General features: G+C 36.5%; 17 protein-coding genes and 1 riboswitch. Of the genes, 15 read left to right on the top strand and 2 right to left on the bottom strand.

What is annotated here, in order from left to right:
* Positions 1-22: 22 nt before the first annotated feature.
* Positions 23-1,264 (bottom strand): metallophosphoesterase, encoded by a 1,242-nt coding sequence (locus MODO_RS06610; RefSeq protein ID WP_006259727.1) that lies wholly within the window; start codon positions 1,262-1,264, stop codon positions 23-25.
* 183 nt (positions 1,265-1,447) lie between these two features.
* On the opposite strand from MODO_RS06610, the gene polA reads away from it, so the two are divergent.
* Positions 1,448-4,267 (top strand): DNA polymerase I, encoded by a 2,820-nt coding sequence (gene polA, locus MODO_RS06605; protein WP_006259728.1) that lies wholly within the window; start codon positions 1,448-1,450, stop codon positions 4,265-4,267.
* Positions 4,268-4,490: 223 nt separating this feature from the next.
* Positions 4,491-5,054, top strand: coding sequence for a 1-acyl-sn-glycerol-3-phosphate acyltransferase (locus MODO_RS06600; RefSeq protein ID WP_039328624.1), 564 nt, complete (start codon positions 4,491-4,493; stop codon positions 5,052-5,054).
* 441 nt (positions 5,055-5,495) lie between these two features.
* On the opposite strand, the gene MODO_RS06595 is transcribed toward MODO_RS06600, so the two are convergent.
* Positions 5,496-5,981 carry an immunoglobulin-like domain-containing protein gene (locus MODO_RS06595; RefSeq protein WP_006259730.1) on the bottom strand — a complete coding sequence of 162 codons (486 nt, stop codon included), beginning with the start codon at positions 5,979-5,981 and terminating at the stop codon, positions 5,496-5,498.
* A gap of 270 nt (positions 5,982-6,251) precedes the next feature.
* Here MODO_RS06595 and rplM point away from each other — a divergent pair, with 270 nt between their 5' ends.
* From rplM to thiH, 13 genes are all read left to right on the top strand, one after another.
* Positions 6,252-6,707 (top strand): 50S ribosomal protein L13, encoded by a 456-nt coding sequence (gene rplM / locus MODO_RS06590; RefSeq protein ID WP_025124595.1) that lies wholly within the window; start codon positions 6,252-6,254, stop codon positions 6,705-6,707.
* The gene (gene rpsI, locus MODO_RS06585) at positions 6,707-7,093 is read left to right on the top strand and encodes a 30S ribosomal protein S9 (RefSeq protein WP_006259732.1); all 387 of its coding nucleotides are present in this window, start codon (positions 6,707-6,709) and stop codon (positions 7,091-7,093) included. The genes rplM and rpsI overlap by 1 nt, the downstream gene beginning before the upstream one ends.
* 141 nt (positions 7,094-7,234) lie before the next feature.
* Positions 7,235-7,975: a 30S ribosomal protein S2 gene (gene rpsB / locus MODO_RS06580; RefSeq protein WP_006259733.1), complete on the top strand. Its 741-nt coding sequence runs from the start codon at positions 7,235-7,237 to the stop codon at positions 7,973-7,975.
* A gap of 102 nt (positions 7,976-8,077) precedes the next feature.
* Positions 8,078-9,043, top strand: coding sequence for a translation elongation factor Ts (tsf, locus tag MODO_RS06575; RefSeq protein WP_006259734.1), 966 nt, complete (start codon positions 8,078-8,080; stop codon positions 9,041-9,043).
* A gap of 88 nt (positions 9,044-9,131) precedes the next feature.
* A complete protein-coding gene (locus tag MODO_RS06570; RefSeq protein ID WP_006259735.1) occupies positions 9,132-10,307 on the top strand; it encodes a dicarboxylate/amino acid:cation symporter in 1,176 nt (391 codons plus the stop codon).
* Positions 10,308-10,370: 63 nt separating this feature from the next.
* Entirely contained in the window at positions 10,371-10,850 is a 480-nt protein-coding gene (locus MODO_RS06565; RefSeq protein WP_006259737.1) for a class I SAM-dependent methyltransferase, read from the top strand.
* A 96-nt stretch (positions 10,851-10,946) separates the two neighbouring features.
* Positions 10,947-11,046, top strand: a riboswitch (TPP riboswitch).
* Positions 11,047-11,110: 64 nt separating this feature from the next.
* Positions 11,111-11,317 carry a sulfur carrier protein ThiS gene (gene thiS, locus MODO_RS06560; RefSeq protein ID WP_006259738.1) on the top strand — a complete coding sequence of 69 codons (207 nt, stop codon included), beginning with the start codon at positions 11,111-11,113 and terminating at the stop codon, positions 11,315-11,317.
* A 45-nt stretch (positions 11,318-11,362) separates the two neighbouring features.
* Complete coding sequence (gene thiC / locus MODO_RS06555) at positions 11,363-13,177, top strand: phosphomethylpyrimidine synthase ThiC (RefSeq protein WP_006259739.1); 1,815 nt, start codon at positions 11,363-11,365, stop codon at positions 13,175-13,177.
* Positions 13,178-13,189: 12 nt separating this feature from the next.
* The gene (locus MODO_RS06550; protein ID WP_006259740.1) at positions 13,190-13,822 is read left to right on the top strand and encodes a thiamine phosphate synthase; all 633 of its coding nucleotides are present in this window, start codon (positions 13,190-13,192) and stop codon (positions 13,820-13,822) included.
* Positions 13,789-14,541: a hydroxymethylpyrimidine/phosphomethylpyrimidine kinase gene (locus MODO_RS06545; RefSeq protein WP_006259741.1), complete on the top strand. Its 753-nt coding sequence runs from the start codon at positions 13,789-13,791 to the stop codon at positions 14,539-14,541. The genes MODO_RS06550 and MODO_RS06545 overlap by 34 nt, the downstream gene beginning before the upstream one ends.
* Complete coding sequence (locus tag MODO_RS06540; RefSeq protein WP_006259742.1) at positions 14,531-15,151, top strand: thiamine phosphate synthase; 621 nt, start codon at positions 14,531-14,533, stop codon at positions 15,149-15,151. Before MODO_RS06545 ends, MODO_RS06540 begins: the two co-directional genes overlap by 11 nt.
* Positions 15,148-15,924 carry a thiazole synthase gene (locus tag MODO_RS06535; protein ID WP_006259743.1) on the top strand — a complete coding sequence of 259 codons (777 nt, stop codon included), beginning with the start codon at positions 15,148-15,150 and terminating at the stop codon, positions 15,922-15,924. The genes MODO_RS06540 and MODO_RS06535 overlap by 4 nt, the downstream gene beginning before the upstream one ends.
* Positions 15,925-15,927: 3 nt before the next feature.
* The gene (thiH, locus tag MODO_RS06530; RefSeq protein WP_006259744.1) at positions 15,928-17,037 is read left to right on the top strand and encodes a 2-iminoacetate synthase ThiH; all 1,110 of its coding nucleotides are present in this window, start codon (positions 15,928-15,930) and stop codon (positions 17,035-17,037) included.
* The last annotated feature ends 3 nt before the right edge of the window (positions 17,038-17,040 follow it).

The following is a 17,040-nucleotide window of genomic DNA, read 5'->3' as shown; positions in this document are numbered from 1 at the left end:
TATCACTTTTTAGCAATATTCTTTACTTTTTTCGCCTTAATTCTATCACTGTGATTTCTGGCCAGATACCTGTACGTCCTTGATAAGCGTGATATCCAAATCCTCTATTTACATAAATATACTTACCCATCTTCTCATAAAGCCCTGCCCACTGCTTATACACATACTGTATAGGACTCCATTTTATAAATCCAGGTATCTCTATACCGAACTGACTACCATGCGTATGACCTGCTAGAGTCAATTGAAAATTCTTTTTGTGTTCTAATATTTTAGCTTCCCAGTGTGATGGATCATGACTCATTAAGATCTTAAAGTCTTTAGAGTTCACTCCTTCTGTAGACTTATCTAAATCTCCTAGTTTCTGAAAGTGTCCTCGTACTCCCCAGTTTTCTACTCCTACCACTGCTATCCGTTGACCATCTTTCTCAAACCACACATGCTCATTTCTCAATAATCTGAAACCTAACTTTGGACTGATATCACAGATATCTTTAAAGTTCTTTTGTCTCTCTTCCTCTGTGTCCCAATGTGCATAATCTCCATAATCATGATTTCCTAATATAGAGTATTTACCATATTTATAATGGCGTATTTTATTGAACACATCATACCACGGAAGCATCTCATCTGCTAGACTATTCACTAAGTCTCCCGTAAATAACAGTGCATCTGATTCTTGACTATTAATTAACTCTACCGCATATCTAATCTTCTCTTCATTGTCAAAACTCCCACTGTGTATATCAGAAATATGGGTAAACTTAAATCCATCAAACGCCTCTGGCAAATCCTCAAACTCTATGATACTCTTCCTAACCTCGAATTTATATCGCCCTATCGTGATACCGTGTAATACTGAGATAAAAGGTATAGACGCTATCCCAAAGGCAAGATGAGATACAAACTTTCTTCGCCCTGGCACGAAAGATTCTTTATCCTCTTTCTTTACTTTAACGCCTTTACTATAATTCCAGATACCTCTACCTATTCTTACTACATCCTCAGTAATTAGTAATATAGTAATAATCGCTTTAGGCAAATAGAATAAGATAACTAAAGCTCCTGCTACTAGCGACTGATGATTCCTAGCGTGATTGCGATCAAACTGTGAAAAACCATATATGATATATATAATACCCAATAAAGAGACCACCACATAGCCCCATCTCATTAGCTTATTTTTAGTCACCTGACGAACAGCCTGAAAACAATAAAACTCTATTATAATAAATACTAACAGTAATACTATAAATCTCCCCATTTCAATAATCTATAAATAACAAATTTAATTTTTTCCAAATGCTTTCAAAGTATCTTTAACAATATTTAATGATATTTATCAAACATCTAAATCACAAAACTTTTGTTCTCTCCTAAGTCCTACTACAAATTCATTATCTTTGAACATATAAATAATTACCCTTAATAAAAAACCACATTATAGATGGCTAATAAAAATCGTCTTTTCTTACTAGATGCCTATGCTTTAATATTTAGAGGATACTACGCATTTATAAAAAACCCTAGAATTAACTCTAAAGGTCTTGATACCTCTGCTATTCTAGGGTTTATGAACTCACTAATAGACGTTATAAAAAGAGAATCTCCTGATCACCTAGCTGTTGCTTTTGACAGAGGTGGTAGTGATTTAAGATTAGAATTATTTCCAGAATACAAGGCTAATAGAGATGAGACTCCAGAAGCCATCAAAATAGCTGTTCCGTATATTAAGCAAATCTTAGAAGCCATGCATATCCCTATCGTAGAAGTGAGCGGGTATGAAGCTGATGACCTTATCGGAACATTGTCTAAACAGGCAGAGAAAGAAGGCTTCGAAGTATATATGGTGACTCCGGATAAAGATTATGCTCAGTTAGTATCTGAGAATATCTTTATGTATAGACCAGCTCGTATGGGGAATGGTATCGAAATATGGGGAGTAGACCAAGTAAAAGAGAAATTCGAAGTAGACTATCCAGAACAAGTGATAGACTTCTTAGGAATGATGGGGGATGCTGTGGATAATATCCCTGGACTACCTGGTGTAGGAGAAAAAACAGCGAAGAAATTTATCAAGCAATACGGTTCTATGGAAAACCTATTAGCCAATACACATGAGCTAAAAGGTAAAATGAAAGAGAATATAGAAGCAAATAAAGAGAAAGGATTACTTTCTAAAAAACTGGCTACTATCATCCTAGACTGTCCTGTACAATTCAATGAAAAAGACTATATACTAGAATGTCCTGATATTGAGAAATCAGAAGCTTTGTTTATTGAACTTGAGTTTAGAAGAATGAAAGAACAATTCGATAAACTATTCAATAAAGGAAAAGAGGCCATTCCTACTCCAACAGTTACTGCTACAACTACAAGTGGAGCTGATGAGCAATTCTCTCTTTTTGGAGATGATTCGAGTAATACCTCTTCCTCTACTGAAGCTTATTTTGGTAATCTAAATACAACTAATCACGTATACCAACTGTGTAATAGCAGTATGGCTATTCGTTTATTAATCCAAAACTTACTAAACCAAAAGTCAGTGTGCTTTGATACAGAGACGACAGGTTTAGACCCTTTTACTGCAGAATTAGTAGGTATAGCTTTCTCTTTTGAAAAAGGGACAGCATTCTATGTACCTTTCCCAGAGAACCAAGACGAGGCAAAGGCGCTTGCACAGCAATTCGCTCCTTTCTTTGAAGCAGAAAATATTGAGAAAATAGGACAAAACCTTAAATATGATATCAAGATTCTAAAACAATATGACATTGTAGTAAAAGGTCCTCTGTTTGACACGATGATTGCTCATTATTTAATCAATCCTGATATGCGCCATAATATGGACGTATTAGCAGAGACTTACCTTAAATATACACCGCAACCTATCGAAGAACTAATCGGTAAAAAAGGAAAGAATCAAAAGACTATGCGTGACATAGATGCCGAGATAGTCAAAGAATATGCAGGAGAAGATGCTGATATCACTTATCAACTAAAAGAAACTTTTGCGCCTCAATTAGTTGCTACACATACACAAGAGTTATTTGACAATATCGAAATACCTCTAGTAAATGTATTAGCAGATATGGAGACAGAAGGTATACGCTTAGATACTGAATATCTAAAGTCGCTATCTGACACCTTATCTACTGACATTAAGCTGTTAGAACAACGCATATTCTTAGAAGCAGGAGAAGAATTTAATCTTGCATCACCAAAACAATTAGGTGACATTCTATTCGAAAAACTTCAAATAGGAGGCTCTAAACCTAAGAAAACAAAAACAGGTCAATATGCTACTGGTGAAGAAATATTAAGTGACTTAGCACCTAAGCACGAGATAGTACGAGACATATTAGAATGGAGACAGTTAGTAAAACTACAAAATACTTATGTAGATGCACTACCTGACCAAGTGAATATAAAAACGAATAGAGTACACACAGAATATATGCAAGCTGTAGCTGCTACAGGTCGTCTTAGTTCTAACAACCCTAACTTACAGAATATTCCTATTCGTACAGAGAGAGGTCGTCAGGTAAGAAAAGCCTTTGTAGCTCGTGATGAGAACTACGTTCTACTAGCAGCCGATTACTCTCAGATAGAACTGCGCATCATAGCAGCACTGAGTCAAGAGCCTAATATGCTAGAATCGTTCCAACGTGGAGAGGATATTCACCGTTCTACTGCTGCTAAGGTATTCAATGTACCTTTAGAAGAAGTAACTAAAGAACAACGTAGTCATGCCAAGACTGTTAACTTCGGTATTATCTATGGAGTATCTGCCTTCGGACTAAGTAATCAGACTAATCTATCCCGCGCAGAGAGCAAGGAGCTAATCGATGCTTACTATGCTACCTATCCTAAACTGAAGAGTTATATCGCTACTCAGATAGATTTCGCTCGTGAGCATGGATATGTACAGACTATCTTAGGTCGTAGAAGATATCTAAAGGATATTCACTCTCATAATGCTGTCGTGAAAGGTGCAGCTGAGCGTAATGCTGTCAATGCTCCTATACAAGGTAGTGCCGCAGACATTATAAAGATAGCGATGATCAATATCAACAAGAAGTTGACTGCTGAGAATTGGAAATCTAAGATGCTACTACAAGTACACGATGAGCTTGTCTTTGATGCTCATAAAGAAGAACTTGAAGCATTAAAGACAATGGTCAAATCTGAAATGGAAAACGCTTATAAACTAGATGTACCATTAATAGTAGACCTAGGTACTGGAGAAAATTGGCTAGAAGCACATTAATTAAAACATATATAGTATCCCCTTGAAGTTTAGATGTCTTCAAGGGGATTTCTTTTGTTCATATTTAGAATCAACTTATTGCATAATGATGAGCATCACTTCTATTTTTAACTACCTACTCTATTACTGATAATAACATTAGCATTTTATTACAATAATCATGTAATCTAGACCTAACTAAATTATTCTATATTTGCCTCAAATAATTATTAAGATAAACAAGATGAAAAAGTTACTAGGCAAAATAATGTTAGGAATCACGGGATGGAAGTACGCTCCTAATAACTTTGACCCAAAAAAAGAAAGGAAGACTGTACTTATCTGCGTTCCTCATACTTCTAACTGGGACTTCTACTACGCATTAGCCTGCTTCTGGATTATGGGGGTACCTATACGCATGTTTATAAAAGATTATTATACTAAAGCATGGTTTGGTTTTTTCTTTAAAGCACTTGGATGTATCGGTGTAGATAGAACCAAAAGACAAAATCTAGTAGAATACGCAGTCAATGTCATTAATACTACTGATGATATAGCTATCATTAATACTCCTGAGGGTACCCGTGGGTATTCTGATCAATGGAAACAAGGGTTTTACCATATCGCTAAATCTGCTAATGTACCTATCGTATTAGGATATGCAGATTATAAAAAGAAAGAATGTGGTATCATTAAACTTGTCCATGTGGAAGATAAAACATTCGAACAAGTATTAGACGAAATCGGCCCTCACTATAATGCAGAGATGGCAAAGTATCCAGAGAACTACAATTCAAAATTATATTAAAGGCTCATAGAAGTAGAAGAGAATAACTACACTAGGTAACCAAAATCTCTTTATGTTACCACTCTTACATTAGACATCTATCAGTTCTAAACGAGATAGATTCAGTACATGACCTTATTATTTCAATATTAAGTCCATAATGACTCCGTTATTTTATAAGATTTTACGGAGTCACTACGGACTCATAACGGACTCACTACGGACTCATTCAAAACCAAAATGCATGTTTTCTCAAATAAAAGCACATGCTGAATAGAGTAAAATCAGAGTTCAAATCACTCAGCATGATCTCCTAGTTTTACTACCATACTATATATACATGTTATAATAAACTCTTTTGTAAGCCACAAAACACGTTTCGACTACAACATCCCTCTTCAAGAATTTTATCTCTTGATAAAGAACACTCCCGTTTGACTGTGATTTACTTTCCTAGTATCATCATTTAATTACAAACTCTACCTCTTTAATAAAACTACCATTATCAGTTGCTAGTTGTTTTATAATCTTATAAGTACCTTTCTCATATTTTAGTTCCTTGCTAAACAAGTTGATATCAAAACCAACTCCTTCACCTGGCCCAATAGGATGAATCATTCTATCAAAACCAATACCTTTCATATCCATCACCTCCCAAGACTTTCCTTTTAGAACGTTGATAGAGTAGTCTGAGCCAGTACTTACTTCTACTGAAGATTGATTAGTTATCGTTAAATGAAGTACTTCAGGTGCTTTATCATAAGCCACTTGTTCTAACACCATAGTTACTTGGTTACTTATACTATCTAGCGACTCTTTCTGATTAGGCGTTTTAGTAACTACTTCTTCGATTACTTCTTCATGTGTTGCCGCTTCTTTCTTTTGTGGACATCCAGCCATTATTAGCGCTAATACTGCCATTACAGGTAATGTGATCTTTTTCTTCATATCATTTATTTTTATTTACTAAATTACTCAAAACAAACATTTTATAATTACAAAAATCAATGAATTTAGTGTACATCGTATCTAGTAAAAAATACTAACCTAAATAGAGCAATTGATATTGGAAGTAGAGTAGCGATACAATTGTTAGTCAAACAATTGAGCGCCAATATTTTCTAAAAAAGGGAGTAGAAATTTGTAAAGTACAGAAATAATTGTACTTTTGCACTCCCTTAATTGGGAATGGAATGTTTAATTAAATACAAATTTATTGTGGAAAGTTTAAGCTACAAGACAGTATCGGCTAACAAAGCAACTGCTCAAAAAGAGTGGTTAATTGTTGACGCTGAAGGTCAAAATTTGGGACGTCTTGCTTCAAAAGTTGCAGTACTTTTAAGAGGTAAGCACAAAACAAATTATACACCGCACGTAGACTGTGGAGACAACGTAATCGTTATCAACGCAGAGAAAATCAACCTAACAGGTAACAAATTAGATGACAAGACTTACATCCGTCACACAGGTTACCCAGGAGGACAAAGATCATTAACTGCTAAAGTAATGCAACAAAAAAACCCTGCATTATTGATCGAGAAAGCAGTAAAAGGAATGTTGCCTAAAAACAAATTAGGAGCACAATTATTCCGTAATTTAAATGTTAATGTAGGTTCTGAGCACAAACATGAAGCTCAACAACCTAAGGCCGTTAATTTAAACGAAATTAAGTAATGGGAGTTATTCACAAAATCGGTAGAAGAAAAACCGCTGTTGCTCGTGTTTATGTTTCTGAAGGATCAGGTAACATCACAGTTAACAAAAAAGATTTTAAAACTTATTTCCCAACTGGTACATTACAGTACAAAGTATTACAGCCTCTTACAATGACTGAGAACGCTGAGAACTTTGACATAAAAGTAAATGTATACGGTGGAGGAACAACAGGTCAAGCTGAAGCAGTGCGTATGGCTATCGCTAGAGCAATGTGTGAACTTGATGTTGAAAACAGAGCAGTTCTTAAACCAGAAGGATTATTGACTCGTGACCCTCGTATGGTAGAGCGTAAGAAATTCGGTCAGAAGAAAGCTCGTAAGAGATTCCAATTCTCTAAACGTTAATATTTATTTATTATTAAAAATCTGGGTTTTTGTTGCCCCACTTACAACATGCTGTAAGAGGTAGTTTAGCATCTAAATAATTGAGACCAATTTATTGCTACTCGATTATTGCTAAAGTAACAGAACGTAAACTATTAGAAAATGGCAAACAAAGTAGAAGTAAAAGATTTACTAGAAGCAGGTGTTCATTTTGGACACATGACTAGAAAATGGGATCCAAACATGGCTCCTTATATCTATATGGAGCGTAATGGTATTCACATTATCAATCTATATAAAACTGCAGCTAAAATAGAAGAAGCTAATGAAGCTTTGAAAAAAATCGCTGCATCAGGAAGAAAAATCCTTTTCGTTGCAACTAAAAAGCAAGCGAAAGACATCGTAGCTGAAAAAGCAGCTGCTGCTAACATGCCTTACATCACTGAAAGATGGCCAGGTGGTATGTTAACAAACTTCGTTACTATTCGTAAAGCTGTTAAAAAAATGGCTTCAATCGATAGAATGAAAAAAGACGGTACATTTATGACTCTTTCTAAGAAAGAGCGTTTACAAGTTGAACGTCTTCGTGCAAAATTAGAGAAAAACTTAGGTTCTATTGCTGACATGACTCGTCTACCAGCAGCTCTATTTGTTGTAGATATTAAAGCTGAACACATTGCGATAAAAGAAGCTCAAAAATTAAACATTCCGATCTTCGCTATGGTTGATACAAACTCTGACCCACGTCAAGTAGATTTTGTTATTCCAGCAAACGATGATGCTTCTAAATCAATCGATAAAATTTTATCATTAGTGACTTCTGCTATTATCGAAGGTAATGCAGAAAGAAAGTCTGAAAAAGAAGAAGCTACTAAAGTAGAAGCTCCTGCTGCTAAGGCATAATTTTTTAACAATATCATAAAGTCGTTATGCTGATAGTTGTCTACCTTTGTATACACTGTCGATAACGACTTTTTTTTATTAACTCATTAATACTCTTTTAAAATGGCAAATATTACTGCTGCAGAAGTAAATAAACTAAGACAACAAACAGGTGCCGGAATGATGGACTGTAAAAAAGCTTTAGTTGAAGCTGAAGGAGATTTCGATAAAGCTATCGAAGTTTTACGTAAAAAAGGACAAAAAGTTGCTGCTAACCGTTCTGACCGTGAGTCAAGCGAGGGTGCTGCTGTAGCTTTAGTTAATGCAGACAAAACTAGAGGTGTAGTTATCACATTAAACTGTGAGACTGACTTCGTAGGTAAAAACGAAGGATTCCAAGCTTTAGCAAAAGAATTAGCTGAGAAAGCTATCAACTTTAACACTAAAGAAGAATTCTTAGCATCTCCATTCGACGCTACAATGACTGTTGCTGAAAAATGTGTTGAGCAAACAGGAGTTATCGGTGAGAAAATCGAGATCGGTTCTTTCGAAGTATTAGAAGGTGCTTTCATCGGTTCTTACGTTCACGGAAACAAAATCGCTGCTATCACTGCTTTATCTGAAGCTGTTGCTAAAGCTGACGAGATTGCTAAAGACGTATCTATGCAAGTTGCTTCAATGGGTGCTGAAACATTATCTTACAAAGATTTTGACGCAGAATTCGTTGCTAAAGAAACTGAGGCTCGTATCGCTGTTATCGTAAAAGAAAACGAAGAATTAGTACGTTTAGGGAAAACTCTTAAAAATGTACCTCAATATATTTCTTACGCTCAACTTACTGAAGAAGTATTAAAACAAGCGGAAGAAGATGCTAAAGCTGAATTAAAAGCTGAAGGTAAACCAGAAAACATTTGGGATAGAATCTTACCAGGTAAAATCCAACGTTTCATCAGTGACAACACTACTTTAGACCAAGAGAAAGCATTATTAGACCAAAACTTCATTAAAGATGAGTCTAAAAAAGTTGCTGACTATGTAAAAGGTTTCAACGTAGAAATCACTGGATTCAAAAGAGCTTCTTTAGGTTAATCAATAACCTTTTAGCAATATTTAGAAAAGCCTCAGTTAATTCTGAGGCTTTTTTTTATTACTTTTACCTGACACAACTAATTTTATTATGAAATTATTAAAGAACAATCTGCTAGTGCAGATCATTATCGCTATCGCTTTAGGTAGTGTGTTAGGAAACTATCTACCAGAATCAATAGGTAGAATATTCAGTACTTTTAACAGTATATTCGGTGGCTTTCTAGGCTTCTCTATCCCGCTTATCATTTTAGGGCTAATCGTTCCTGCGATTGGTAACATTGGTAAAAATGCAGGTAAATTACTTATCATTACCACAGCTATTGCTTATGGTTCTACCCTATTCGCAGGTTTTATATCTTATGGAGTGAGTATATCGACATTCCCAAGTATACTAGCGACAGAACAAATGGGAGATATTACAGAATCAACAAAGAACCTAGCTCCTTACTTTAATATCGAAATGCCTCCAATGTTTGATGTCATGAGTGCCTTAATCATCTCTTTTATTTTAGGAATAGGAATCTCTAAAGGTAATTTCAAATACTTAGAGGGTGTTTTTAACGACTTTCAGAGTATTATCATGTCATTAATCAACAAAGCCATTATTCCGTTCTTACCGCTCTTTATTTTCGGTATATTCTTGAATATGACTTATAATGGGCAAGTATTCATTGTACTAGACACCTTTATAAAAATCATAGGAGTAATCTTCTTACTACACATCTTCGTTCTACTGTTCCAATACATAATAGCAGGTACGATAAGTAAGCAGAACCCTATTAAGCTAATGAAAAATATGTTACCTGCGTACTTTACAGCTCTAGGGACACAATCTTCTGCGGCAACAATACCTGTGACATTAGAACAAACATTAAAGAATAATGTAGATCCTAAAATAGCTGGATTTGCTATACCTTTGTGTGCGACAATACACTTAGCAGGTAGTACATTAAAAATTGTAGCGTGTGCTGTTGCATTAATGTTAGTACAAGGGCAAGCTGTAGACTTTACGTTAATGGTTGGTTTTATCTGTATGTTAGGAGTTGCGATGGTAGCAGCGCCTGGTGTACCTGGAGGTGCTATTATGGCTTCTTTAGGAGTACTAAGTTCTATCTTAGGATTTGATACAGAACAACAAAGTTTAATGATTGCACTATACATCGCTATGGACAGCTTCGGTACAGCTTGTAACGTTATGGGGGATGGAGCTATCGCTATTATAGTAAACAGAATATCTAAAAACACAGCTATAACAGAAGCATAATGTTCTAGCGAATTCACAATTATGTACGAGAAAACATATCCGAGTAAGAGATTTAAAAAGACAATGGAGTTTGTCAATAAGCACATTTCAAAAGACTCACAAATACTAGATCTAGGAGTAGTTAACCCACTAGCCAAAATAATGAAAGAAGATGGCTATCAAGTAATCAATACTTCTGGCGAGGACTTAGACGAAGATCAAAGTGTACTTTTAAATACTGATTATGATGTGCTAACAGCTTTTGAAATTGTAGAGCATTTACTAAATCCTTATACGGTATTAAAGTCGTGTAAAGCTTCTAAAATAATGATTTCTGTTCCTTTGCGTTTGTGGTTTAGTACTGCATATAGAAGTAAAACAGATATGCTAGACAGGCATTATCACGAATTCGAAGCTTGGCAATTAGACTGGCTAGTAGAGAAAGCAGGGTATAAAATCATAGATAGAGATATGTGGACACACCCTATCAAAAAACTAGGGATACGTCCGATCTTTAGATGGTTTACCCCTAGATACTATATCGTTTACGCTGAAAAAATATAAGTATACAAACGCTGAGGAATTCCCTCAGCGTTTTTTTATTATATCATGTTATCCCTACACCTAATTTGCACAGTTCAAAAAAAGACCTATATTTGCCTCAAGCTTTAGGGGTGTCTACAAGACTTTGTAGGCTGAGACTTCACCCTTGGAACCTGATCTAGTTAATACTAGCGTAGGGAAAAGTAAGATGACTTCATTAGATAGGTACGTTCGTACCCTATTGTAGCCATTCCTAAAGTTATATATCAAAACGAAAAGGAATGGAACTAAAAATCAACAATCAACAAGTACTATTTGACACGGATACCTTGAGTATTCAGGCTATGTTGGATATTTATTATCCACAGAAACAAAAAGGGATAGCGGTAGCTGTGAACCAAACTGTTATTGCTAAACCCCTATGGTCTACTTATCACTTATCTACTAGTGATGATATCTTAATTATAACTGCTACACAAGGTGGTTGATTCCATTCGTTTAAAAAACTAAATAACTCTTAAAACTAAAAGACAATGGAACAACACAGCATCTCACAAACTCCTTTCCCTAACTCAAAAAAAGTGTACATCAAGGGAGAGCTCTTCCCAATAGAAGTAGCGATGAGAGAGATATCTCTTAGCAACACTAAACTATCTAATGGCGGTACAGAAGAGAATCCTCCTGTAACAGTATATGACACATCAGGTCCTTATACTGATCCGGATATTACCATAGACATACGCAAAGGTATTCCACGTCTACGCGAAGAATGGATACTAAATAGAGAGGATGTGAATACATTATCTTCTATCACATCAGAATATGGTAAAGCTAGATTAGCAGATGAAAAACTAGATCACTTGCGCTTTGAATTTAGACATAACCCAAAGGTTGCTAAAGAAGGAGCTAATGTTACTCAACTACATTATGCTAAAAAAGGTATAATAACTCCTGAAATGGAATATGTAGCCATCAGAGAAAACCAAAGAATAGAACAGCTGAACAACGCTACCTCAGCCATGAAGCAACAGCATCAAGGCAATAGTTTCGGTGCCAATACTCCTAAAAACTTTATTACTCCGGAGTTTGTCAGAGAAGAGATTGCTAGTGGACGTGCTATCATTCCTAATAATATCAACCACCCTGAAAGCGAACCTATGATTATTGGGCGTAACTTCTTAGTGAAGATCAACGCTAATATCGGAAATAGTGCTGTGACCTCATCGATAGAAGAAGAAGTAGAAAAAGCGGTATGGGCATGTCGCTGGGGAGCAGATACGATTATGGACTTATCAACAGGTAAGAATATTCACGAGACAAGAGAGTGGATTATACGCAACTCTCCAGTACCTATAGGAACAGTACCTATCTACCAAGCATTAGAAAAAGTAAAAGGAATAGCCGAAGATTTGACATGGGAGATATTTAGAGATACCCTGATTGAACAAGCAGAACAGGGAGTTTCTTATTTTACCATACATGCGGGAGTACTACTACGTTATATTCACTTGACTGCTAATCGAGTGACAGGTATTGTATCTCGTGGAGGGTCTATTATGGCGAAGTGGTGTCTATTCCATCACAAAGAAAACTTCTTATATACTCACTTTGAAGAGATATGTGAAATTATGAAGCAATACGATATAGCGTTCTCTCTAGGTGATGGACTAAGACCAGGCTCTATCGCAGATGCTAATGATGCTGCTCAATTTGCAGAGTTAGAAACACTAGGCGAACTAACTAAAATCGCGTGGAAACACGATGTACAGGTCATGATAGAAGGACCAGGACATGTACCTATGCACATGATTAAGGAGAATATGGAAAAGCAACTTCGCGACTGTGGAGAAGCCCCTTTCTATACATTAGGCCCACTAACTACAGATATAGCGCCTGGTTATGATCATATCACTTCAGCTATCGGAGCAGCTATGATAGGGTGGTACGGAACGGCTATGCTATGTTATGTAACGCCAAAAGAACACTTAGGCCTACCTAACAAAAAAGACGTGAAGGATGGAGTGATTACCTATAAACTAGCTGCTCATGCGGCAGACTTAGCGAAAGGACATCCTGGAGCACAATACAGAGATAATGCACTGAGTAAAGCCCGCTTTGAATTTAGATGGGAAGATCAGTTCAACCTTTCACTAGATCCTGATACAGCAAGAGAGTTTCACGATGAAACACTACCTGCTGATGGCGCTAAAGTAGCTCACTTCTGTTCTATGTGTGGACCTAAATTCTGTTCTATGAAAATATCACAAGAAATTAGAGATACAGCAGAACAAGGAATGCGCGAGAAGTCAGAAGAGTTTATAGAATTAGGAAAAGAAATATATCTATAAAAGAGAACAGAGATGGTGGTCATAACCTACCCTACTCCTATAGAAAACGAGACAAGCCTTATCAACAAAATGTTTGAGAAAGGCTTGCCTCTACTTCATGTTCGCAAACCGAATATGTCCTATGAAGAGTTAGTAAAATGGGTGAATAATATCGACAATTACTATCATCCGTACTTAGTTATACACATACCAACAATAGTTATTAACAACAATGAACACGTTTTTAAACAATATAAAGCACTTATCAACAAGATAAACAGTACTTATACACACTTATCAACAACTGATTGTTTATATGTTAATAACTATAGTGTAGAACTGCCTAAGTTATCAACATCTGTTCATTGTATAAGTGAGGTTAATAAGTTATCAACAAACATAGACAGAGCATTCATCAGTCCTATCTATCCTAGTATATCTAAGAGAGGGTATGTCTCAACTATTGATTGGACAGAGGAATTAAAGCAAAGAACTAATAACAGAGTAACCTTAGTTGCCCTTGGAGGTATCACGCCTTTTCACATCGAATCTATTCATACAATGGGATTTGATGATTATGCCTTATTAGGAACAATATGGGAAGCTGAGCAACCCTTAAAACAATTTGAATTATGTCAATATTACGACCAATTGCATTGGCAATAGCTGGCTTTGACCCTACTAGTGGTGCTGGGGTTATGGCAGACATCAAAACATTTGAACATCATCAAGTATACCCCATGGCGGTGCTATCTGCTAATACGATACAGACAGAAGATAACTTTATCCATGTAAGATGGGAAGAAGAATATACTATCCGTCAATTATCTGTTATACTTGAGAACTACACTATAGCAGCAGTAAAAATAGGTATTGTCAGAGACCTTGATACATTGAAGCTATATGTGGATACTATCAAAGGTTTATCTCCAACGACCAAAGTTATTTGGGATCCTGTATTGCGTTCATCTAGTGGTTTTGACTTTCAGACTATTGAACGAATAGATTCTTTAACTACTGTCTTACAACAGATAGATCTGATTACGCCAAACTACCTAGAGATACACCAATTAGTCACTACGAATGACGATGCTATTCAAAAAGCACAGCGATTAAGTCAATACTGTGATGTTCTGCTAAAAGGAGGACATAATCCTAATGCATTGGGCTTTGATTACTATGTGAGTAAAGAGGTGATACAAACTATACCTCCAACTCAGCTATCAGATTATCCTAAACACGGTTCTGGCTGTGTATTATCCTCTGCGATAACAGCTAATATTGCAAAAGGAGATCACACATTGACAGCTATTCAGAAGGCTAAAGCCTACATAGAAACATTCTTCAACTCTAATCATACCTTACTCGGATATCATGCTAAATAAAATACAATACATCAGTCATGGAGATACTCCACAAGAACAATTATATCACATAGAAACTGTATTAGGAGCGGGACAACAGTGGATACAGTATCGCTTCAAAAATACGACGAATACTACCCTGTGGCAAACAGCAGAACAGGTCAAGAAGCTATGTGAACAATATCAAGCTACTCTGATCATTAATGATCATGTAGACTTAGCTAAAGCTATAGAGGCCGATGGTGTCCACTTAGGACTTACTGATCTAAGCATCACACAAGCCAAAGCTTATTTGCCTAACAAGATCATAGGAGGTACAGCTAATACAATAGAAGACATCCAACTTAGACATGCAGAAGGTTGTGATTATATCGGTCTAGGCCCTTATCGATTTACTACTACTAAACAGAAGCTAAGCCCTATACTTGGTCTAGCAGGTTATCAACAGCTCCTAAAACAGATGCAAGAACTAGATATCAACATCCCCGTAGTAGCTATAGGTGGCATACAACTAGAAGATGTAGAAGACTTAAAACAAGCAGGACTACATGGCATAGCGATATCTGGTTTACTTCAAAACAGCACTGATAAAAAAACATTACTACAACAACTAAACTATATACTCAAATGAATACACAACCACTTACAATAGCGGATAAGACCTTTCAGTCACGCTTATTCTTAGGAACGGGTAAATACGGTTCTAACGCAGATATGGAAATCGCTACATTAGCATCCGAAAGCGAACTAGTTACAGTCGCTCTGAAGCGAATAGACACGACCACTGACACCAATGCTATACTCACTCATCTACAGTACCCACATATCCACCTTCTACCTAATACATCAGGAGCAAGAAATGCTAAAGAAGCAGTCTTCGCAGCACAACTAGCTAGAGAAGCACTAGAGACAAACTGGCTTAAACTAGAAATACACCCAGACCCTAAATACCTACTTCCCGATCCTATCGAAACCCTAAAAGCGACAGAAGAACTAGCCAAACTAGGGTTTGTTGTCTTGCCATACATACACGCAGACCCTGTATTGTGTAAACGACTAGAAGAAGTAGGTACAGCAGCTGTCATGCCTTTAGGAGCCCCTATAGGTACCAATAAAGGGTTAAAAACAATGGACTTCTTAGAAATTATCATAGAGAATAGTAAAGTTCCTGTTATTGTAGACGCTGGTATCGGAGCGCCTTCGGACGCAGCTAAGGCTATGGAGATAGGCGCTGATGCTGTACTTGTCAATACTGCTATAGCAGTAGCTGGTAACCCTGAACAAATGGCTACTGCCTTTAAACTCGCTGTCAGAGCTGGTCGCCTAGCGTATGAGGCTAAGCTAGCTACTGTAGTAAATCACGCTCAAGCTTCTAGTCCACTAACAGCATTTCTAACAGAATAAACTATGTCTTTTATACAAACTTATGAACAATACGACTGGGAAGAGATTAAGAGAACAATCTATGAGACAACCTCTGTACAAGTAGAACAGATCTTAGCTAAGAATAAGAAGACCCTCACAGACTTTATCCATCTTATCTCTCCTGCTGCTACACCCTATCTAGAAGAGATGGCTCAGCAGAGTCAACAGCTTACTCAAAAGAGATTTGGCAAGACGATATCACTATATGCTCCGATGTATCTTAGTAATGAGTGCAATAATATCTGTACCTACTGTGGCTTCAGCTTAGATAACAACATTCGTAGAAAGACTCTCTCTCCAAAAGAAATAGAACAAGAAGTCAAAGTAATCAAAGCACAAGGGTATGATCATATATTACTCGTAACAGGAGAAGCTAATCACGTAGTCAATATCCATTACTTCAAACAGAGTATAGAACAGATACAGCAGTCTTTTTCTACCATTTCTATAGAGGTACAACCCCTAAAACAAGATGAGTATGTACAGTTAGCTGATCTAGGTGTATATGCTGTACTAGTATATCAAGAGACCTACCATAAAGAAGTATATAAACAATACCACCCAAAAGGGAAGAAATCCAACTTTGAATATAGATTAGACACCCCTGATAGAATAGGGAGAGCTGGCATACATAAGATAGGATTAGGTGTACTCCTTGGACTAGAAGACTGGCGAGTAGATAGTTTCTTTAATGCACTACATATAGACTATCTACAAAAGACTTATTGGCAAACGAAGTACTCTGTCTCCTTCCCTAGGCTAAGACCTGCAGAAGGCGTTATAGAGCCTAACTTCATCATGGAAGATAGAGACCTCATACAGCTCTTATGTGCATACAGAATATGGAATGAAGACCTTGAGATATCTATCTCTACCCGTGAGAGTGAAATACTGAGAAACAATGTATTTAAACTAGGTGCTACTACGATGAGTGCAGGTTCTAAGACCAATCCTGGAGGATATAGTGTAGATGAAAACTCTCTAGAACAATTTGAAATATGTGACTCAAGAAGTACATCAGAGATATACCACCTGATAAAAGAAGCAGGATATGATCCTGTATGGAAAGACTGGGATAAAGCCTATCAATAAATA

The organism is Myroides odoratimimus, assembly GCF_001485415.1.
Classification (GTDB): Bacteria; Bacteroidota; Bacteroidia; order Flavobacteriales; family Flavobacteriaceae; genus Flavobacterium; species Flavobacterium odoratimimum.
Note: the sequence above shows the minus strand (reverse complement) of the source record. Positions and strands in the feature narration are given on the sequence as shown.